The sequence below is a fragment of the Pseudomonas sp. ZY71 genome (genome assembly GCF_036542145.1).
In the GTDB taxonomy this organism is placed as follows: domain Bacteria; phylum Pseudomonadota; class Gammaproteobacteria; order Pseudomonadales; family Pseudomonadaceae; genus Aquipseudomonas; species Aquipseudomonas koreensis_A.
Genome location: NZ_CP144274.1, coordinates 4,430,182 through 4,450,104, shown reverse-complemented (window position 1 = coordinate 4,450,104; position 19,923 = coordinate 4,430,182). Strand labels below are relative to the sequence as shown.

The 19,923-nt window shown below is 60.2% G+C and carries 17 protein-coding genes; 3 read left to right on the top strand and 14 right to left on the bottom strand.

The genetic code is table 11. The annotated features are described in order from the left end of the window. Window positions 1–12 precede the first annotated feature (12 nt). The 11 genes from VY732_RS19720 to VY732_RS19670 all read right to left on the bottom strand — a co-directional run bounded on the left by VY732_RS19720 (window position 13) and on the right by VY732_RS19670 (window position 12,725). A complete protein-coding gene (locus tag VY732_RS19720) occupies window positions 13–705 on the bottom strand; it encodes an anti-sigma factor (protein ID WP_331691552.1) in 693 nt (230 codons plus the stop codon). Then, entirely contained in the window at window positions 702–1,235 is a 534-nt protein-coding gene (locus VY732_RS19715; RefSeq protein WP_331691551.1) for a sigma-70 family RNA polymerase sigma factor, read from the bottom strand. The genes VY732_RS19720 and VY732_RS19715 overlap by 4 nt, the downstream gene beginning before the upstream one ends. Before the next feature lie 164 nt (window positions 1,236–1,399). Further along, a complete protein-coding gene (locus VY732_RS19710; RefSeq protein WP_077573743.1) occupies window positions 1,400–1,921 on the bottom strand; it encodes a DUF3455 domain-containing protein in 522 nt (173 codons plus the stop codon). A gap of 167 nt (window positions 1,922–2,088) precedes the next feature. After that, window positions 2,089–3,723, bottom strand: a complete 1,635-nt coding sequence (locus tag VY732_RS19705) for an ABC transporter ATP-binding protein (RefSeq protein WP_331691550.1) — start codon at window positions 3,721–3,723, stop codon at window positions 2,089–2,091. A gap of 1 nt (window position 3,724) precedes the next feature. Beyond that, window positions 3,725–4,747: an ABC transporter permease gene (locus VY732_RS19700; RefSeq protein WP_134174889.1), complete on the bottom strand. Its 1,023-nt coding sequence runs from the start codon at window positions 4,745–4,747 to the stop codon at window positions 3,725–3,727. Next, window positions 4,747–5,811: a microcin C ABC transporter permease YejB gene (locus VY732_RS19695; protein WP_123594117.1), complete on the bottom strand. Its 1,065-nt coding sequence runs from the start codon at window positions 5,809–5,811 to the stop codon at window positions 4,747–4,749. The genes VY732_RS19700 and VY732_RS19695 overlap by 1 nt, the downstream gene beginning before the upstream one ends. A gap of 1 nt (window position 5,812) precedes the next feature. Next, entirely contained in the window at window positions 5,813–7,678 is a 1,866-nt protein-coding gene (locus tag VY732_RS19690; protein WP_331691549.1) for an extracellular solute-binding protein, read from the bottom strand. A 148-nt stretch (window positions 7,679–7,826) separates the two neighbouring features. After that, window positions 7,827–10,538: a TonB-dependent receptor gene (locus tag VY732_RS19685; protein ID WP_331691548.1), complete on the bottom strand. Its 2,712-nt coding sequence runs from the start codon at window positions 10,536–10,538 to the stop codon at window positions 7,827–7,829. A 207-nt stretch (window positions 10,539–10,745) separates the two neighbouring features. Further along, a complete protein-coding gene (locus tag VY732_RS19680; protein ID WP_007918272.1) occupies window positions 10,746–11,147 on the bottom strand; it encodes an ExbD/TolR family protein in 402 nt (133 codons plus the stop codon). Next, window positions 11,147–11,833: a MotA/TolQ/ExbB proton channel family protein gene (locus VY732_RS19675; protein ID WP_371044186.1), complete on the bottom strand. Its 687-nt coding sequence runs from the start codon at window positions 11,831–11,833 to the stop codon at window positions 11,147–11,149. The genes VY732_RS19680 and VY732_RS19675 overlap by 1 nt, the downstream gene beginning before the upstream one ends. 67 nt (window positions 11,834–11,900) lie before the next feature. Continuing rightward, window positions 11,901–12,725: an energy transducer TonB gene (locus VY732_RS19670; RefSeq protein ID WP_331691547.1), complete on the bottom strand. Its 825-nt coding sequence runs from the start codon at window positions 12,723–12,725 to the stop codon at window positions 11,901–11,903. 1,117 nt (window positions 12,726–13,842) lie between these two features. On the opposite strand from VY732_RS19670, the gene VY732_RS19665 reads away from it, so the two are divergent. After that, a complete protein-coding gene (locus VY732_RS19665; RefSeq protein WP_331691546.1) occupies window positions 13,843–14,466 on the top strand; it encodes a glutathione S-transferase in 624 nt (207 codons plus the stop codon). Window positions 14,467–14,598: 132 nt separating this feature from the next. Here VY732_RS19665 and VY732_RS19660 read toward each other — a convergent pair whose 3' ends face one another. Then, window positions 14,599–15,039, bottom strand: a complete 441-nt coding sequence (locus tag VY732_RS19660) for a CBS domain-containing protein (RefSeq protein WP_008084932.1) — start codon at window positions 15,037–15,039, stop codon at window positions 14,599–14,601. 198 nt (window positions 15,040–15,237) lie between these two features. Between VY732_RS19660 and VY732_RS19655 the strand changes: the two genes are divergently transcribed. Continuing rightward, the gene (locus VY732_RS19655) at window positions 15,238–17,598 is read left to right on the top strand and encodes a DNA polymerase II (RefSeq protein ID WP_331691545.1); all 2,361 of its coding nucleotides are present in this window, start codon (window positions 15,238–15,240) and stop codon (window positions 17,596–17,598) included. Here the strand turns inward: VY732_RS19655 and VY732_RS19650 are convergent. Then, window positions 17,563–18,033, bottom strand: coding sequence for a DUF1810 domain-containing protein (locus tag VY732_RS19650; protein ID WP_007918280.1), 471 nt, complete (start codon window positions 18,031–18,033; stop codon window positions 17,563–17,565). The two genes, VY732_RS19655 and VY732_RS19650, sit on opposite strands and share 36 nt — an antisense overlap. Window positions 18,034–18,058: 25 nt before the next feature. Next, entirely contained in the window at window positions 18,059–18,880 is an 822-nt protein-coding gene (locus VY732_RS19645; protein WP_331691544.1) for an aldo/keto reductase, read from the bottom strand. Window positions 18,881–19,360: 480 nt separating this feature from the next. Between VY732_RS19645 and VY732_RS19640 the strand changes: the two genes are divergently transcribed. Next, a complete protein-coding gene (locus VY732_RS19640) occupies window positions 19,361–19,876 on the top strand; it encodes an Hcp family type VI secretion system effector (protein WP_007919523.1) in 516 nt (171 codons plus the stop codon). The last annotated feature ends 47 nt before the right edge of the window (window positions 19,877–19,923 follow it).

Here is a 19,923-nt window from a genome sequence, read left to right as displayed (position 1 = left end):
CGCAGGGGAATTTTACAAGACTTTGACGGCGCGCCCGATCGCCTGAATCGGCCCGGTCGGTTTGCCGATCGGCGAGCCATTGGCGCCCTCAAGTGTCAGCTCGAACAGCTGATTGGGTTGCAGCGGCGGCAGCTTGTCCAGCGGCACTGATAAAGCCTCGCCTGGCTTGACCAGCCCCAGCGACACCGGCCCTTGCCAGCCATCAGCCTTGGTCCAGAATTCCAGCGCCTTGTCCGCTGGCACCTCAACCACGCCGAGCGGAATCAGCTGAATCTCGTGCGAATTGCTCGCCTGAATCACCCAGCCCGGGGCTTTGTCTTGCGGCGCCACCAACACCACTAGATAACTCGGTTTCGGCGTGGTCTGGGTCAGCAGGATCGAACCCAAAATCAATGTCGCGGCCAGTCCGGCCGCACTCAAGCCGCGCCAGAGTGGCAGCAGATTCCACCATGAGGTCGATAACGTTTTTGGCGTGAGTCGTTCAAGGCTGCGTTCGATCCGCGGCCACAACAGCGCCGAGGGTTGTTGCGCGGGCGCCAGATCGGTCAGCTCCAGCAGACGCCGTTCCCAGGCATCCACCGCTGCACGCAGTTCGGGGTCGTTGGGCAAGCGTCGTTGCACCTCGATCCGCTGTTCAAAAGAAAGCGTGCCGAGCACATATTCGCCGGCCAGTTCATCGCGGTCTTGCGCCGATTCGCTGGTCATCCCATGCACTCCCGCAAGGCATTGAGGCTGCGCTTGATCCACGCCTTGACGGTGCCGAGCGGCGTGTCGAGGCGCGCGGCAATCTGCGCGTGGCTGTAGCCGTCGACGTAGGCGTGAAGAATGCAGTGGCGGCGTTGTGGCTCGAGTTGTTCGAGGCAACGATGAATGCGTGCCGAATGCGCATGGGCGTCGAAGCCGTCATCGTCCGCAGCCACGTCGTGGGTCTCACTGAACGGCGTTTCCCGACCGTGATCACGCAGCAGATTCAGCGCCAGATGCCGGGTCACACTGAACATCCAACCACGCGCCGAACCGCGCGCCGGGTCAAACCCCGCCGCGCCGTTCCAGATCTTGATGAAGGCCTCATGAACAATGTCCTCCGCCAGCGCCGTGTCGCGCACCAGCCGCTTGGCCACACCGAGCAGACGCGGGCCTTCCTGCACATACAAATCGCGCAGGGCCGACCGCTCGCCACGGGCACAGGCAGCGAGGCGGGCTTCGTAATCGAATGTGGATTCGGCTAAAGGCATGTCGTGCAATCTAGCTTACATTCCGCAAACATCCAGACAATCCAATTCCCCTTGTAGGAGTGAGCCTGCTCGCGATAGCGGTGTATCAGTAAAGAATAGGTCGGCTGACACTCCGCTATCGCGAGCAGGCTCACTCCTACAGGGGATTTGTGGTGTTCCGGGGATCAGTTCGCCGCCCAGAAAATGTAGTCGGCCTGATACTTCACCACTTCCTGCTTGCCCTTGTTCGCCGCTGTGCATTCGCTGCCCGGCGCCACGCCGCCCTTGAGTGCGACACGCTGGATGTAACTCACGCCACTCATCGCGCCTTTGCCTTCTGCGGGATTGGCCTTGACCAGTTGATAGGGCAGGTTGCCCGGGCTTGATGGCGCCACGGCCAATTGTGTGCCGGTGACCTTCGAACCGTCCTTGGCCTGCCAGGTGGCCGGCGGGCCAAAGTAGGTGCCGACCTGTTTGCCGCTGCGGTCATTGAGCACCGCTTTCGGGCCGACGAAGGTCCACTCGGTCTGCCCTGGAGTATTGGCTTTGTCACGGCATTCGTAAGTGATCTCACCGACGCCGGTGGTTTCCATCGCGATCTTGTGGCCGTCCGGGACTTTGATCGCGTCGGGATAGTTGCTTTGGGCGAAGGTCGTCGAGGACAGGGCGAGCAAACCGGTAAGGCCAATCAGCTGGGTGATGTTCATCAGTGTTATCTCCGAAAGGGTAGACCGCTGACAGCCGAAGAGGGCTGTTATAAGGACTACCCGTGACGGAGGCGTTTGGATGCAGTGCCCGGAAAATAAATTTCAATGACTCACCACCATCCCTGTAGGAGTGAGCCTGCTCGCGATGGCGGTGGGTCAGGCAGCACTCATGTCACTGGAATACCGCTATCGCGAGCAGGCTCACTCCTACAGGGATTTGTGTCGGGCTTGAGGCCGGAGGCTTTCAGGAGTTCCTGGGTGTAGGGGTGTTTGGGCGCGGCAAAGATTTCCCGCGAAGAACCCTGCTCAACCACTTTGCCATCCTTGATCACCATCAAGTCATGCGCCAGCGCATGCACCACTGCCAGATCATGGCTGATGAACAAATACGTCAGCCCATGTTTGATCTGTAATTGCCGCAACAACTCCACCACCTGCTTCTGCACCGTGCGATCCAGCGCCGAGGTCGGCTCATCAAGCAGAATCAGCGCCGGTTCCAGCACCAGTGCGCGGGCGATGGAAATGCGTTGGCGCTGGCCACCGGAAAATTCGTGGGGATAACGATGCCGGCTCTGCGGATCGAGGCCAACTTCCTCCAGTACGCGAATCACCGCCACCTCACGCTCGGCTTCAGTGCCGATGCCATGGGTCAGCAAGCCTTCGGCAATGATCTGCTGCACCGACATCCGTGGGCTGAGGCTGCCGAACGGGTCCTGAAACACCACCTGAATTTGCCGCCGTAACGGCCGCATCAGACGCTGGTTGAGCAGGCTCAGTTGCTTGTTGCCGAAACGGATATTGCCCTCGGACTCGACCAGCCGCAGGATCGCCTGACCTAACGTCGACTTGCCCGAACCCGACTCGCCGACAATCCCCAAGGTCTTGCCCCGTTGCAGGGTGAAGCTCACGCCATCCACCGCTTTGATGTAATCCTGCTGTCGACTGAACAACGCTTTGGGCAACGGAAACCACACCTTCAAATCGTCGACTTCGAGCAGGTTGTGATCGTACTCACTGGGCACTGGCGCACCGCTGGGCTCCGCCTCGATCAACAAGCGGCTGTAAGGATGCTGCGGCGCCCGAAACAGCGTTTCGCAATCGGCCTGTTCGACGATCTCACCGTGACGCATCACGCACACCCGTTGCGCGATACGGCGCACCAGATTGAGGTCATGGCTGATCAGCAACAGCGACATACCAAGGCGTTGCTGCAACTCGATCAGCAACTCGAGAATCTTCTGCTGCACCGTGACATCCAGCGCCGTGGTCGGCTCATCGGCGATCAACAGTTCCGGCTCGTTGGCCAGCGCCATGGCAATCATCACCCGTTGCCGCTGACCACCGGAGAGTTGATGCGGATAGGCTTTCAAGCGCTGCAACGGTTGGCGGATGCCGACCAGCTCCAGCAGCTCCAACGTCCGTTCACGTGCAGCGCGGCCCTTGAGGCCTTTGTGAATTTCCAGCACTTCACTGACCTGCTTTTCTACCGTGTGCAACGGATTGAGTGAGGTCATCGGTTCCTGGAACATCATCGCAATGCGGTTGCCGCGCAAACCGCGCATCTGCTGCTCGCTGGCGTGCAATAAATCCACGCCGTTGTAGCGGATCGCGCCGCTGCTGCTGACGTTCTTGCCCGGCAACAAACGCAGAATCGAATGCGCCGTCACCGACTTGCCCGAGCCGGATTCACCGACCAGTGCCAGGCATTCGCCCCGGCGAATATCCAGGTTCAAACCATGCACCACTGCCTGCCCGGCGAAGGCCACGCGCAGATCGCGAATCTCGATCAAATTGTCTTTCATGTCAGCTCCGGGGATCGAATGCATCACGGCAAGCCTCACCAATAAAAACCAACAAAGACAGAATCAGCGCCAGGGCAAAAAATGCCGTCAACCCCAGCCACGGCGCTTGCAGATTGCGCTTGGCCTGACCGATCAATTCGCCCAGCGACGCGGTGCCGGCGGGCATGCCGAAGCCGAGAAAATCCAGCGCGGTCAGCGTGGCGATGGCGCCGGTCAGAATGAACGGCAAATAGGTGAGGGTGGAGGTCATCGCGTTGGGCAGGATATGCCGGCACATCAGTTCGTTGTCGGTCAGGCCCAGCGCTCGCGCAGCTTTGACGTATTCCAGATTGCGCCCACGCAGGAACTCGGCGCGCACCACATCAACCAGCGCCAGCCAGGAAAACAGCGCCATGATCCCCAGCAACCACCAGAAACTCGGCGAGACGAACCCGGACAAAATGATCAGCAGATAGAGCACCGGCAACCCCGACCAGATCTCCAGCACGCGCTGCCCGAGCAAGTCGACCCAGCCGCCGTAATAACCCTGCAACGCCCCGGCGACAATGCCGATAAACGCACTGATGCCGGTAAGGATCAGCGCAAACAGAATCGAAATCCGCGTGCCGAAAATCACCCGCGCCAACACGTCACGCGCCTGATCATCGGTGCCCAGCCAATTGCTCGACGACGGCGGGCTCGGCGCCGGTTCGCTGAGGTCGTAATTGACCGTGTCGTAGCTGAACGGAATCGGCGGAAACAGCATCCAGCCGCCCTGATCCTCGATCAATTTGTGTACGTAACTGCTGGCGTAATCCGGCTGAAATGGCAGCTCACCACCGAAGTCGGTTTCCAGGTAATCGCTGAGGATCGGGAAGTAGAAAGCGTCGTGATAACGGATCACCAGCGGCTTGTCGTTGGCGATCAATTCACCGCCTAGACAAATCAGGCATAGACCAATAAACAGCCACAGCGACCAGCGTCCACGGCGGTTGGCCTTGAACTGCGCAACGCGACGTTGACCAAGAGGAGAAAGAGTGAACATCAGGCAGTCCTCGCCGAGAAGTCGATGCGCGGGTCGAGCAGGGTGTAGCAGAGGTCGCCGATCAGCTTGATCAACAGGCCGAACAGGGTGAACAGGAACAACGCACCGAACACCACCGGGTAATCCCGCGACACTGCTGCCTCGTAACTCATGCGCCCGAGGCCGTCGAGGTTGAAGATGGTTTCGATCAGCAAGGAACCGGCGAAAAACACCTCGATCAGTGCCGACGGCACACCGGCCACCACCAACAACATCGCGTTGCGAAACACATGGCCGTAGAGCACGCGCCTCTCGGTCAGACCCTTGGCCCGGGCGGTGATCACGTACTGGCGGCTGATCTCGTTGAGGAAGCTGTTTTTGGTCAGGATCGTTAACGTGGCAAAGCCGCCGATCACCAGCGCCGTCACCGGCAACACCAGATGCCAGAGGTAGTCGCCGACCTTGCCCAGCGTGCTCAGGCTGTCGAAGTTATCCGAGACCAGGCCCTGCACCGGGAACCAGTTGACGTAGCTGCCACCGGCGAACACCACGATCAGCAGAATTGCGAAGAGAAACGCTGGCATCGCGTAGCCGATGATGATCGCCGTGCTGCTCCAGACATCAAACGCGCTGCCGTTCTTGATCGCTTTGCGAATGCCCAGCGGGATCGAAATCAGGTAGGTGATCAACGTCGCCCACAAGCCCAGCGACAGCGATACCGGCAGCTTCTGCGCAATCAGATCGGTGACCTTGGCGCCGCGAAAGAAACTGCTGCCCAGATCCAGCTGCGCGTAGTTTTTCAGCATCAGCCACAGGCGTTCGTGCATGGGTTTGTCGAAACCGTAATGGTGTTTGATCTCCTCGATCAGCGCCGGATCGAGACCACGGCTGCTGCGACCCGCGCCGCCAACCGCAGCAACCTCGCCACCACCGCCCATGCTGTGCCCGCCGAAGCCTTGCAAGCGGGCGATGGCCTGCTCGACCGGGCCACCCGGCGCGGCCTGCACGATAAGGAAATTGACCACCAGAATGCACAGCAGCGTCGGGATGATCAGCAGCAAACGTCGACTCAGATAACGCAGCATGTCATTGGCCTCCCGCGAGTTGGCTGTGCATCTGCTGCGTGTTCAGCGCCTTGGCCGATACCTCCCACCAAGTGTTGAGGCCTTCGTCGTACGCCGGTTGCACGGGCGGCATGCCGAAGCGGTTCTGATACACCGTCGGCGTGCCTTTGGAGTAGTAGTTGGGAATCATGTAGTAACCCCATTGCAGCACCCGATCGAGGGCGCGGGCGTAATGCACCATGGCTTCGCGGGTGTTGGCCTGGACCAGTCCGTCGATCAGTTGATCGACCGCCGGGTTGGCCAGCACCATCGAGTTGGAACTGCCGATTTGTGTGGCACTTTGCGAGGCATACAGGCTGTACAACTCGCGGCCGGGAGAGACGATCGGATCGCCGCTGCGCGGGAAACTGGTAACGATCATGTCGTAGTCGCGGGCGTTGAGGCGGTTGACATATTGCGCCGAATCGATCCGGCGCAAATTCAGGGTGATGCCGATCTGCGCGAGGGTGCGTTTGAACGGCAGCAACATGCGGTCGAAGCCGCCCTGACCGTCGAGAAAGGTGAACTCCAGCGGCTCGCCCGCAGTGTTGACCAGACGATTGTGTTGCGGCGTCCAGCCAGCCTCGGCGAGCAGCTTCAGCGCTTGCAGTTGCTTGTCGCGGATGTAGCCGCTGCCATCGGTTTTCGGTGCCTGATAAACCTCGGTGAAGACCTCGTCGGGAATCTGCCCACGCAAAGGTTCGAGGATCTTCAATTCCTCGGCATCAGGTAGCGCGGTGGCGGCCATTTCGCTCTTCGGCCAGAAGCTGTTCTGACGCACGTAGAAGCCGCGCATCATCTGTTTGTTGGTCCACTCGAAATCCCACAGCAGGCTGATCGCCTGACGCACGCGGCGATCCTCGAAGATCGGGTTCTGCAGGTTGAACACGAAGCCCTGAGCGGCGGTGGGTTTTTCCGGCGCCAGAATCGACTGCTGCAAGCGACCGTCACGCAGTGCCGGACCGTCGTAGCCGACCACGTATCCGGATGAGGAGAACTCACGGTTGTAGTCGAACGCGCCGGCCTGCAGCAGTTGCCGGGCGACGTCGGTGTCACCGTAGAAATTCACCGTGAGCGTGTCGAAGTTGTACATCCCGCGACTGACCGGCAGGTCTTTGCCCCACCAGTCCGGATCGCGTTGAAAACTGATGCTGCGCCCGGCGTCGACCTTGCTCACCCGGTACGGGCCGCTGCCCAGCGGCGGCTCGAAACCGCCGCCATTGGCGAAGTCGCGGGTCTTCCACCAGTGTTCGGGGACCACGCGCATCGTCGCCAGATCCAGCGCCAGGGTGCGGTTGAGGTTGTTCTTGAAGGTGAAGCGCACCTGCCGTGGGCCTTCGATCAGCACGTCCTGGACGTCGGCGTATTGCTGGCGATAGCTCAGGCTGCCCTTGGTCATCAACAGGTTGAAGGTGTAGCGCACGTCTTCGGCGGTGATCGGCGTGCCGTCGGCGAAACGTGCTTTTGGATTGAGGGTGAAACGCACCCACATACCTTCGGGATCGCGCTCGATCTGTTGCGCGACCAGTGCGTAGACGGTGTACGGCTCGTCGAGTGAACGGAACGCCAGCGGCGAATACACCCAGTCATTGACCTGCACCACGGAAATGCCCTGATCGGCATACGGACTGATGTAGTTGTACTGGCCGATCTCCATCGACGCGCGACTGAGCGAACCGCCCTTGGGCGCCTTGGGATCAACGAAATCGAAGTGCTGGAAGTTCGCCGGATACTTCGGCGCCTCGCCGTACACCGTCAGCGCATAACTACCGCCTGCCAGCGCCGAGGTGCCGGTGCATAGCAGCGCACTGCCCAGAAGCAGGCCCGCCATGTTGCGCAAAAAACTCATGCAATCACTCCTTAATTCCTGAATGCACACAAATCAAAACTGTAGGAGTGAGCCTGCTCGCGATGAGGCCAAGTCAGACCCTGCAAGGTTGACTGAAAAAACGCTATCGCGAGCAGGCTCACTCCTACAGGAGTTGCGGTGCTCTTGGTTAGAAGTGGTAAGTCATGCGCGCAAACAAGGTGCGCCCCAGCGGGTCGGTGTAACGCGGGTCATAGCCGCTCTGGAAGTTGTAGGCCTGGTTGGAGAACGGTGGGTTGCGGTCGAACACGTTCTTCATCCCGGCATCGACATCCAGCACCTTGTTGAAGGTGTAACCGGCCGACAGATCCCACACCGAATACGACGCCACGCGCGCGTGGGTGTCGCGGTCGTAGTCGTTGTAACCGGTGGTGAAGCGGTTGGTCAGCGCCGCCCGCGCCGCGCCGAAGGTCCAGCTGCCGGTGAGGTTGTGCTTCCAGCGCGCGATCACGCCGTCACCCTGAAAGTCGCCGACCTTGTCGGTGAACGGGCCTTTGATGGTGCTCTGGAAGTCGTATTCATCGACGTAGGTGCCTTGCAGGCCCAGACCGAACTGACCGTACGGCGTGTTCGGAAAGCGGTAATCCAGCGACACATCGACACCGTTGGTTTCAACGATGCCGAGGTTGGCGTTGCCGGTGACGATGTAGTTGAGCGTGCCGTCAGCATTGCGCACGAAGCGATCGGGGTAGGAACCGGCCTGATCAAACACGGTGGATTCCGGGAACGGCTGGATCTGGTTGGAGATGTGAATCCACCAGAAATCCAGACCTACCGAGAGGTTGTTGATCGGCTGGTAGACGAAGCCGAGGGTCACGTTGCGTGCTTTCTCCGGGGCAAGGTCCTCGTTGCCGCCGATCTGGTTGAGGAACTGCTGACCGCAATCGCGGCCGCCGTTGCGGCCCGGTTGTACCACGCCGCCGGTACACAGCACCGGGTCGTTGTAGTAGCCCTGGGTGAAGGTGATGCTGCGCGGCGAATACAGCTCGTACAGCGACGGCGCACGGAAGCCTTCACTGTACGCGCCGCGTACCACCAGCTCTTTCAACGGCTGATAACGGAACGAGTATTTCGGGTTGGTGGTGCTGCCGAAGTCACTGTATTTGTCGTGACGCACGGCGGCGGACAGTTCCAGGCTGTCGAGCACCGGCACGTTGATTTCCGCGTACGCAGCTTTCACGCTGCGGTCACCTTCGACACTGCCAGCCGGGTCGATGCCGAGGCTCTGGATGTCGCCGGCGAACGACTCGAAGTCCTGATGGAATTTCTCTTTGCGGTACTCGCCACCCAGGGCCAGACCGGACGGGCCGGCGCCGAACCAGTCGCCGATTTCACGACTGATACGACCATCGAAACCGGCTACACGGCCCACAGCAGTGGAATAGGCGCCGTGATACGCCGCGTTATCGATGTACTGCTGACCGGCGGCGGACTGCGGGCCGAACGGGTTGAGCAAACCGCTGGCCAGACCGTTGATCATCGCTTGATCGCTGACATACCCGCTGGTGACGCTGGAGACGATTTTGTTCTGGTTGTACGAGGCGCCGACGTTGTAATCCCAACCGCCAACCAGTCCATCGAAACTGAGCAAAAAGCGCTGGCTGGTGTTCTGGTCTTTCGATTCGCGCGGGCCGGCAGCGGTTTCGCGCCAGTTCACATCGACCGGTTGGGTCGGGTCGAGGGCGAAATCGGTGGGCGCCGGGGTGATGCCGTTGCCGGGATAGTAGGGCGACGAAGAATCGAGGCTCAGACCGGTCAACGGCGCAGGGCCGATCGCCGTGGCGTTGTTGTTGCGCGACCAGAAGTATTCGAGGTTGACGTTGTGATCGTCGCCGAGTTTGCCGGTGGTCTTGCCGAAGAACGAGGTCTTCTCGGTCTGTGGCACCAGGTCGATGTATTCGCGGGTGCTGAAGCGGCACAAGCCGTCGCGGGCGATCAGGTTCGGCCCGTTGCAATTGCTGTTGGCCAGCGGGTTGGTGGCGTTGCCGTTTTGACTGTAGTTGCCGGGGAACGCGGTGCCCGAGGTCTGATCGAGGCCGCGACCGGGCGCGTAGTCAGTGGCAAAAGAGCGGTCGTTGGCGTCGAGGTTCTGCTGCTTGTTGTAATTGAACACGCCGAGGACGTTGAAGCGGTCTTCTTCCAGATCGCCGTAGCCCCAACTGGCGCTCATGTCTTTGGTTGCACCGCCGCCGCTGTGAGTCGGGGTTTCGCCGCCGAGGGTCAACTGGCCGTCGGTCAGGGATTTCTTGGTGATGAAGTTGATCACGCCGCCGATGGCGTCGGTGCCGTACAGGGCCGAGGCGCCGTCACGCAGGACTTCCACGCGTTCGATGGCGGCAAACGGGATCATGTTCAGATCTACCGCACCGCCAGCCGAGTTGGTCCCGGACAAGGCGTTGTTGGCCAGGCGTCGACCGTTGAGCAGCACCAGCGTCTTGTTCGCGCCGATGCCGCGCATGTCGGCGAACGAGGCGCCGCCAGTGGCTGCGCCGACCGAGCCTGCGCTGTTGTTGATCGACTGGCTGCCAGTGATGCGCTGCACCAGTTCGGCGGTGGTGGTCACGCCTTGTTTGCGCAGCTCATCGGCCTTGAGAATGGTGATCGGCACCGCCGTTTCCGCATCGACCCGGCGAATCGCCGAACCGGTCACTTCCACCCGTTGCAGTTGCGTGGTCGGCGCTACCACTGCCGCTGCCGCCGGGACGGAAGCGTTGTCGTCCTCGGCCGCCTGCACAGTCCCGGCGCCCATCCCCATGGCCACCAGATACAACGGAACAAAACGGTGACGAGAAATCGTTGCCACCAAAGGTTTGAGCGTGAAGCGTGGAGTGTTCATCAGCATGGTTATTTCCGACTTTTTAGACGTTATCGAATTGGCCTTGTGAGCCCCTCATTGCTCCGCTATCGGTGATACCGCGTGCGGAAAACCACTTTCTTCAAGCAAGCCGATCCCCTCCGAAGACGCGTGGCGTTTTTTCGGTCGGCTGATTGCGACAGGATTCAGCGGGCGGTGGCGGGCGCGTCTCTCAAGACGCGGCCGCCACCGCACTCAGTGGGTGGTCATCACCGATATTTTGGTAATGCCCGAGCGTTCGATCGACGCCATGGCCTTGGCCACCTGGCCGTAATTGACGGCGGAGTCGGCCTGCAACTGCACGCGCACCTCGGCGTCCTTGGCCTTGACCTCTTTGAGGCTGGCTTCCAGCGATTCCGGCGCCAGCTCGGTCTTCGCCAGATAGAACTTGCCGTCCTGATCGACGCTGACCACCACCGGGTCTTTCTTTTCGGCGGGGGCGACGGCATCGGTTTTCGGCAGGTTGACTTTGATTGCGTTGGTCATCAGCGGCGCGGTGACGATGAACACCACCAGCAACACGAGCATCACGTCGACCAGTGGCGTGACGTTCATTTCGCTGAGCACTTCATCGCTGTCTTGCGTAGAAAAAGACATCAGCTGGCCTCCCGCACGGCGGCTGTGGTTTTGCTGGCGATGGCCTGACGGCTGATGGAAAACGCACTGCGCGAGGCGAGGGCGTCGAAGTCGTGGGCGAAGTCATCCATGTCCGCCGAGGCCAGTTTCAGTCGGCGCAGAAAGAAGTTGTAAATCAGCACCGCCGGCACCGCGACGGCGATGCCGACACCGGTGGCGATCAGCGCGTGGCCGATCGGCCCAGCCACTGCTTCAAGGCTGGCCGAACCGGTTTCGCCGATGCTTTTCAGCGCTTCCATGATTCCCCACACGGTGCCGAACAGGCCAATGAACGGCGCGGTGCTGCCGATACTGGCGAGGATCGCCTGGCCGTTTTCCAGCGAGCGGCGTTCCTTCTGGATCTGCTGGCGCAGGTTGCGTTCCAGGCGATCCGAACGGTTGATGGTGTGCGCCAATTGCTGGGTGGTGCGCGGCGAATCTTCCACCAGCAGCGCCTCGAAACCGCTGCTGGCGATGCGCGCCAGAGCGCCCGGATACTGGCTGGCGTGTTCGGCGGCGGTGAGCAGATCCGGCGCGCCCCAGAAGGCCTTGGTGAATTGTTTGTTCTGCGCTTTCTGCCGCAGGTACTGCGCCGACTTGACCAGCAGGATCGCCCAGCTGACCACGGAAAACAGCACCAGACCCCAGAGCACGCCGGGGACAATCATCGAAGACAAATCGTTCATGGTGACACCTCGCTTGCGTTATTCGGTTGTGCGTTGATTGAGCGTTCGGTTATTGCGGCAATTTGAAATCGATGGTCTGGGTGGCGAAGCCGTCGATCGGCGTGTCACCGCGTTTGGCCGGAATAAACTTCCAGTTCTTCACAGCGGCGACGGCGGCGTCATCCAGTTGCGGCTTGCCGCTGGATTTGGTCACCGTCACCGTGCCGGCGCGACCGTTGGCGAGTACCTGAATGCGCAGCACCACGCTGCCTTCCCAGTTGCGCCGCAGTGCCAGCGACGGGTATTCCGGCGGCGGGTTGCCGAGGCTGGCGAGGCCGGAGATCGCTGCTGATTCCTTGACCGGACCCGGCGCAGCGGCAGGGGCCGGCGGTGCGCTAGGTGTCGCAGGTGCAGCAGGAACGGCCGGTTGTGCCGGGGCGGGTGGGGCTTTCGGCGGTTCGACCTTTTTCTCCGGTTTCGGCTTCTCGACCGGTTTCGGTTTTTCGATCGGCTTGGGTTTCTCCACCGGTTTCGGCGGTGGCTTGACCGCGTCCTCGTCTTCCACCGGTTGTTCAGGTTCCGGCGGTGGCGGCGGAGGAGGCGGGGGTGGTGGTTCCGGCGTCGGCGGTGCCGGTGGCGTCGGGCTGGTCAGCTCGACGGTCATTTCCGGAATCTGCGGTGGCGTTGGCAATGGCTCTGTTTTGGATTGCTGGAGAAACCACCAGGCGCCGCCATGTATCAGCGCCGACACAGCCACCAGCAACACCATCTGCTGTTTGTTCAGCCCGCCAGGTTGCGAGGTATTGGCTTTAAACGCCGGCCTGCCCGGTGGCGGCGGAATTGGCGCTTCCCGCAACGGCCCCGGTAGGGTTCTGTGCTTTACCGCATCGTTCATTAAAGCTCCCTCGGGTTGATGAAGGGCAATAAGGTGCCGTCCGAACATCCGGGGGATGTTCGAGTGGGTGGGTGCAACTTTCTTCACGGTGAGCAGAAGCCTATAGTTAGTTGAACTATCCGGTTAACAAGGCTTGTGCAAACTTACTGGCTTAGCGTCATCGACTTCGAGTGTTCATTGGCCATTCCCTGGTTGTTCTTCTATTGCGTAAGACAACGGTCGGTGTCTCATGCTTGTTACACATAGCAACCGCTGTGCCACATGTTGCTGAAATGTAGAGTGCGTATTTCATGAGTGTTACCCATGTCGCATTTATATAAGTTTCGCCACTGCCGTGGTTTTTATCCGGCGCACAGACTCCCGTTACTCCTGTTGGCGGAGCTTTTTCAGAGGCGAGTCAAGCTGTACGCGGTATCCCGCTGAATGGCGGGATAGAGCGGCGTCGTGACTGGCGGTCCGGGCACTTGCTGGTGCGCGGCGGACCGATTTGGTGCAGGTCAATGTTTTAGCGGCTCACGGGGCATGTTCCTTGTTGTTGTTTAAATGAAATCACTGTTTGAACTACTGAATAGTTAAAGTCTGTGGAGCAGTTTTGGTGCACTTGCAATGGCGCCGAAAGTTATTGTTCGACAATCCTGCTGTCGTTCAATGCACACTGCATTTGTGCAATAACTGCCCAAGTCTTATTTAAAAAATAAATAGCACGCTGCCGTCGGCCAATAACTCATTGCCGAACGCAGTGCGCTGTCGAGGTGTCAGGTAATAAAGTAATTGTGAGGGCAGCCGGGACTGTTCGAATGAACTCGGCGGCGAACGGATAAATGCAAAGAGGCTGTGATGCGGCAGAGCGTTTGAAGATTCACGCGGTGAACTCCTTGTTGCCAGCTCGGATACGCGAACTTTTGGTTCGGTATCGCACCTTACAAGAACGCGGATAGCATTCGATGATTGCTCTTGGTGCGGGATGGGCACCGCCAGCGCTGTTTTGCGAGGTTTGAATTCGCAAGTCGCGAGTGCATGGGAAAACCGTGCCAAAACCGATACACAGACAGAATTTTTCTACATCCGCGCTACAGCCATCTACCCTGTGGCAATGGCCTTTTCGGGGGGATTGGATATGTACCAGCTCTACGGGCACAGAAACTCAGGCGCCGCCGCCATCGAAGCGGCGCTGGAACTGTGCCAGATCGCTTACCGCTTCATTGATATCGAAGCCAGCACCGAAGCCGCCGAGGCGCTGGCCCAGCTCAATCCACTCAAGCAGATACCGACTTTGCAACTGCCCGACGGCAGCGCCATCACCGAAAGCGCGGCGATCCTGATTCATCTGGGCCTGACGTTTCCCAAGTCCGGCCTGCTGCCGGTCAGGGCGGATGATCGCGATCAGGCGATTCGCGGCCTGGTGTACATCGTCAGCAATTGCTACGCGGCGATCGGCGTCGTCGATTACCCGGAGCGCTGGCTGCTGATGCCTGACGAAGCCTCACGGCAGAATCTGATCGCTGGCGCGCGTGAGCGCTTGCACTGGAGTTGGGAGGTGTTTGCCGACCAGTTTTCCGCCGAGCTGTACCTGGATGACGAAACGCCGGGGGCGCTGGATGTGCTGGCGGCGGTGGTGACACGCTGGGCGGGCAGTCGCGAGCATTTGCGCCAGACGCGACCGGGGTTTTATGCGTGGTTGCAGCGGATTGACCGGCACCCGGTGCTGGCGCCGGTCTTTGCCCGGCATTGGCCTTCTTGAACACACCGCAGATTCAAATGTAGGAGTGAGCCTGCTCGCGATAGCGGTTTGTCAGCTAAAAACAAGGTGACTGACAGAACGCTATCGCGAGCAGGCTCACTCCTACAGGGGGGGGCGGCGGTGTTTTTGAGGTTATTCCCCGCGAATGTACTGCTCCAGCTGCTTGATCAGCTCCGCCTGTTCGGCAATCGCTTCCTTGACTAGGTCACCGATCGACAGCAAGCCGATCAGCTTGCCGTTCTCGACCACTGGCAAGTGGCGCAAGCGTTTGTCCGACATGATGCCCAGGCAGGTGTCGACGGTTTGGTGGGTGTCGACGGTGATCACGTTCGCCACCATGATGTCGCGCACCGGTGTGCCCACGGATGAGCGGCCATGCAGCACCAGTTTGCGCGCGTAATCGCGTTCGCTGATGATGCCGACCACTTTGTCGTCTTCGACCACCAGCAAGGCACCGACGTTTTTCTCGGCCATCTTCATCAGCGCTTCGAGCACCATGTGATCGGGTTTGATCTGGTGCACTTCCTGATTCTTCTGATCTTTGAGCTTGAGCAGTTGGGCGACGGTCTTCATGGCGGTTACTCAGGTGTTGTCGTTGTTATCCAAGCATCGTAGACGCAAGCGCGCAGGGCAAGGTGGCAAAGCGGCAGATAACACGCAAAAAACGTCATTCGCCGGTTTTTTCCGTGGTTGGCGCCGATTTATCGCCAGAGTCATCCCAGGCAATGCCGCGTAGAATGCCTCTCTGATTCAATTCCTGAGGTTGCAGTGGTGGATTTACCGCAGGGCTTCGTCCTGACCCGGCATTGGCGCGATACCCCGGCCGGCACCGAAGTCGAGTTCTGGCTGGCGACCGACGCCGGGCCGCGCCGTGTGCGCCTGCCGCATCAGTCGTCGGTGGCGTTTATCCCCGCCGAGCAGCGCGCAGCGGCCGAACGCCTGCTGCACGATGAAAAGAATGTAGAACTGCGCCCGCTGGCCCTGCAGGATTTCGAACATCGCCCGGTGCTCGGTCTGTATTGCCAGCAACACGGCCAATTGATGCGCCTGGAAACCGCGCTCAACCGCAACGGGGTCGACGTCTACGAAGCCGACGTTCGCCCGCCGGAACGCTACCTGATGGAGCGTTTTATCACCGCGCCGGTGCGGTTCAGCGGCACGCCCGATGCCGACGGCGTATTGCTCAACGCCCAGCTCAAACCCGACCCCGATTACCGACCGAAACTGCGCCTGGTCTCGCTCGACATCGAAACCACCGAAACCGGCGAGTTGTATTCGATCGCCCTCGAAGGCTGCGGCGAACGTCAGGTGTACATGCTCGGTGCGCCGAACGGCGATGACAGCATCGTCGACTTCGACCTTGAATACTGCGACTCGCGCACGGTCATTCTGAAGAAACTCAACGACTGGTTTGCCCGCCACGACCCCGACGCGATCATCGGCTGGAACGTCGTGCAGTTCGACCTGCGCATCCTCCACGAACATGCACGGCGCCTCGGCGTGCCGCTGAAGCTCGGCCGTGGCGGCGAAGAGATGCAGTGGCGTGAACATGGCAGCCGCAATCACTACTTCGCCTCGGCGGCGGGGCGACTGATCATCGACGGCATCGAGTCCCTGCGTTCGGCAACGTGGAGTTTCCCCTCGTTCAGTCTGGAAAACGTCGCCCAGACGTTGCTCGGCGAAGGCAAGTCCATCGACAACCCGTACCAGCGCATGGACGAAATCAACCGCATGTTCGCCGAGGACAAACCGGCGCTGGCCAAGTACAACCTCAAGGACTGCGAACTGGTCACGCGGATCTTCGCCAAGACCGAACTGCTGACCTTCCTGCTGGAGCGCGCCAGTGTCACCGGTTTGCCGGCGGACCGCAGCGGCGGCTCGGTGGCGGCGTTTACCCACCTGTATATGCCGTTGATGCATCGGCAGGGGTTTGTCGCGCCGAACCTCGGCACCAATCCGCCACAGGCCAGCCCAGGCGGTTTCGTCATGGACTCGCAGCCGGGTTTGTACGAATCGGTGCTGGTGCTCGATTACAAGAGTCTTTACCCGTCGATTATTCGTACCTTTCTGATCGACCCGGTCGGGTTGATCGAAGGTTTGCAGCACCCGGACGATAACGATTCGGTGCCGGGCTTCCGTGGTGCGCGTTTCTCGCGCACCCGTCACTGCCTGCCGTCGATTGTCTCGCGCGTTGCCGAGGGCCGCGAGACCGCCAAGCGCGAACATAACGCACCGCTGTCGCAGGCACTGAAGATCATCATGAACGCTTTCTACGGTGTGCTTGGCTCCAGCGGTTGCCGCTTCTTCGATACGCGGCTGGCCTCATCGATCACCCTGCGCGGTCACGAAATCATGCTGCGCACGCGCAAGCTGATCGAAGAGCAGGGCCACGCGGTGATCTATGGCGACACCGATTCAACGTTTGTCTGGCTGCGTCGCCCGCACGGACAGGAAGAGGCGGCGAACATCGGTCATGCGTTGGTCAAGCACGTCAACGACTGGTGGCGCGAGCACGTGCGCGATGAATACGGACTGGAAAGCGCTCTCGAACTGCAATTCGAAATTCACTACAAACGCTTTCTGATGCCGACCATTCGCGGTGCCGAGGAGGGCAGCAAGAAGCGCTACGCCGGTCTCGTCACCCGTGCCGACGGCAGCGATGAAATGGTCTACAAAGGCCTGGAGACCGTGCGCACCGACTGGTCGCTGCTGGCCCGGCAATTCCAGCAGGAGCTCTACGAGCGGATATTCCAGCGCAAGCCGTATCAGGATTACGTGCGTGATTACGTACGTAAAACCCTCGCCGGTGAATTCGATGATCGCCTGATCTACCGCAAGCGCCTGCGCCGCACCCTCGACGATTACGAGCGCAACGTCCCGCCGCATGTGCGTGCGGCGCGGCTGGCCGATGATTACAACGCCCAGCACGGGCGCCCACGGCAATACCAGAATGGCGGCTGGATCAGCTACGTCATCACCCTGGCTGGCCCCGAACCGCTGGAAGTGCGCCGCGCCGCCATCGATTACGACCACTACATCACCCGGCAACTGCAACCGGTGGCGGATGCGATTCTGCCGTTTGTCGACGACGATTTTTCAACCCTGATCGGGGGGCAGTTGGGCCTGTTTTGAGTCAAGCAACTGCAGCGTCCATTCATCGAGAATGCCGTGGAAGTAGCGTTCCAGCGCCTGATTGAACACGCTGTCTTCAGCGCAAAACTGCGCGAACAGGGTCATCGAGGAATGAAATTTCAGGTCATCGGGATGGCCGAAAATCTCCGCGATCGAACGCTGTTGCACCTTCAGCACTAGCTGCGTGCACGTACGCAGCCGCGCGCCGAGCAGCTCGTGGGCCAGGTAGGCCCGAGCTTCCTCGGCCGAACCGATGGCGTAGCGCCGGGACATTTCGCTGCCGCCCAGGCCGGCGAACTGCGGGAAGACAAACCACATCCAGTGGCTGCGCTTGCGGCCCTCATCGAGTTCGCGTTGCACGCGCTCGAACACCGGGTCCTGGGCCTGGACAAAACGTTGCAGGTTGAACGGGTCGTACTGATCAGTGCTTCTCATCGCGAAGCCCTCGCCAGCCGCTGGCTCAAACCATGGCCAGCCGCTGCTTGCGTTGTGGCGCTTGAAACGCCTGGTCCAGCGCCGCCAGATCCCCGGCCTCCAGTTGCAGTTGCGCGGCTTGTGCATTGAGTTGCACGTGTTCCGGTCGCACAGCCTTGGGAATCGCAATCACACCATCCTGACGCAGAATCCACGCCAGCGAAACCTGCGCGGGGGTCACACCATGACGAGCGGCAATCTCATTCAGCACCGGTTCAGCCAGCATCGCGCCGCCCTGGCCGATCGGACAGTAAGCCATCAGCGGCAGGCGCTGATGTTGGCACCATGGCAGCAGATCGAATTCGATGCCGCGCTCTTCGAGGTTGTAGAGCACCTGATTGGTCGCACAGGCCGAGCTGGACAGCTCTTCGAGATCCTCGACATCGAAATTCGACACGCCCCAACGGCCGATCTTGCCGTCCTCGCGCAGACGTTCGAAGGCCTCGACGGTTTCTTCCAGCGGATACTGGCCGCGCCAATGCAACAGATAGAGGTCGATGTAATCGGTGTCGAGCCGACGCAGACTGCGCTCGCAGGCCTGCGGGATGCCTTTGCGGCTGGCGTTGTGCGGGTAGACCTTGCTCACCAGAAACACCTGATCGCGCAGGCCGGCAATGGCTTCACCGACCACGGTTTCGGCACCGCCCTCGGCGTACATTTCGGCGCTGTCGATCAGGGTCATGCCCAGCTCGATCCCCGTGCGCAGCGCTGCCACTTCACGCTTGTGCGCCGAACGGTCTTCGCCCATGCGCCAGGTGCCTTGGCCAATGATCGGAACCTGGACGCCGGCCAGTTCGAGGGTACGCATGCAAACCTCCTTGCTGAATGTGTCGATACCTTTTAGTGGGCAGCAGGATAGCGCAGGGGTTCAAAAAGCAAAGAGATCGCGGCCTTCGGCAGCGCTTTCCTTATGGGTACCGGTTTCCCATGGTAGGAGCTGCCGAAGGCTGCGATCTTTTGATCTGGCGCTCTTCCTTATCCATCCACGGGCAAGTGCGCAAGAAGTTGCGCAGTGCCTTGCCTATTTTCACCCGGGTAGGTCTCTGCAGGCCGCGTAGCTCGTGGCCTCCAGCCAAGTGCGCAACTTCTTGCACACCACTGCGCAAGAAGTTGCGCACTTTCCCTTGTTTTTCATTGGCTTAGTCACAGGAAAAGATCAGTCGATGAGCTCGGGGCCTTGATCTGTATGGGTTGCATGAAAGCTGGCATGAAGTTTGATGGCTCAAGGCCACTCCGGTGAGCGATGGTGCCCGCCGGGTACGTCTTTTTGAGCAAGGAGAGCATCCCCATGGCAACACCAGCGTACATGTCCGTCACTGGCGAAAAACAAGGCCTGATCACTGCAGGCGCTTTCACCGCTGACTCCGTAGGCAACACCTACCAGGAAGGCCACGAAGACCAGGTTATGGTTCAGGCTTTCAGCCACGACGTGATCATCCCGCGTGACCCACAATCCGGTCAGCCAACCGGTCAGCGCGTTCACAAGCCAGTCGTGATCACCAAGGTCTACGACAAGGCTTCGCCTCTGCTGCAAGCGGCGCTGACTTCCGGCGAGCGCATGAGCGAAATCGTTATCCAGTGGTTCCGTACTTCTGCTCAAGGCACCCAAGAGCACTACTACACCACCAAACTGGAAGACGCGATCATCGTCGCCATCAACAACAAAATGCACAACTGCCAGGATCCAGGCAACTCGCACTTCACCCACCTGGAAGAAGTGCAGTTCACCTACCGCAAAATCACCTGGACCCACGAAGTATCCGGTACTTCGGGTTCCGATGACTGGCGTGCTCCAGTCGTTTAATTACGGCTGATGGTTGTACCGCTTCGACCGGTTATGCCGGTCGAGGC

Coding starts and splice junctions, on each gene's coding strand:
- VY732_RS19640 (WP_007919523.1), top strand. CDS start 19,361: ATGGCAACACCAGCGTACATGTCCGTCACTGGCGAAAAACAAGGCCTG.
- VY732_RS19665 (WP_331691546.1), top strand. CDS start 13,843: ATGTACCAGCTCTACGGGCACAGAAACTCAGGCGCCGCCGCCATCGAA.
- VY732_RS19670 (WP_331691547.1), bottom strand. CDS start 12,725: ATGAACGATGCGGTAAAGCACAGAACCCTACCGGGGCCGTTGCGGGAA.
- VY732_RS19685 (WP_331691548.1), bottom strand. CDS start 10,538: ATGCTGATGAACACTCCACGCTTCACGCTCAAACCTTTGGTGGCAACG.
- VY732_RS19680 (WP_007918272.1), bottom strand. CDS start 11,147: ATGTCTTTTTCTACGCAAGACAGCGATGAAGTGCTCAGCGAAATGAAC.
- VY732_RS19690 (WP_331691549.1), bottom strand. CDS start 7,678: ATGAGTTTTTTGCGCAACATGGCGGGCCTGCTTCTGGGCAGTGCGCTG.
- VY732_RS19700 (WP_134174889.1), bottom strand. CDS start 4,747: ATGTTCACTCTTTCTCCTCTTGGTCAACGTCGCGTTGCGCAGTTCAAG.
- VY732_RS19705 (WP_331691550.1), bottom strand. CDS start 3,723: ATGAAAGACAATTTGATCGAGATTCGCGATCTGCGCGTGGCCTTCGCC.
- VY732_RS19710 (WP_077573743.1), bottom strand. CDS start 1,921: ATGAACATCACCCAGCTGATTGGCCTTACCGGTTTGCTCGCCCTGTCC.
- VY732_RS19720 (WP_331691552.1), bottom strand. CDS start 705: ATGACCAGCGAATCGGCGCAAGACCGCGATGAACTGGCCGGCGAATAT.
- VY732_RS19650 (WP_007918280.1), bottom strand. CDS start 18,033: ATGAGAAGCACTGATCAGTACGACCCGTTCAACCTGCAACGTTTTGTC.
- VY732_RS19660 (WP_008084932.1), bottom strand. CDS start 15,039: ATGAAGACCGTCGCCCAACTGCTCAAGCTCAAAGATCAGAAGAATCAG.
- VY732_RS19715 (WP_331691551.1), bottom strand. CDS start 1,235: ATGCCTTTAGCCGAATCCACATTCGATTACGAAGCCCGCCTCGCTGCC.
- VY732_RS19675 (WP_371044186.1), bottom strand. CDS start 11,833: ATGATTGTCCCCGGCGTGCTCTGGGGTCTGGTGCTGTTTTCCGTGGTC.
- VY732_RS19645 (WP_331691544.1), bottom strand. CDS start 18,880: ATGCGTACCCTCGAACTGGCCGGCGTCCAGGTTCCGATCATTGGCCAA.
- VY732_RS19695 (WP_123594117.1), bottom strand. CDS start 5,811: ATGCTGCGTTATCTGAGTCGACGTTTGCTGCTGATCATCCCGACGCTG.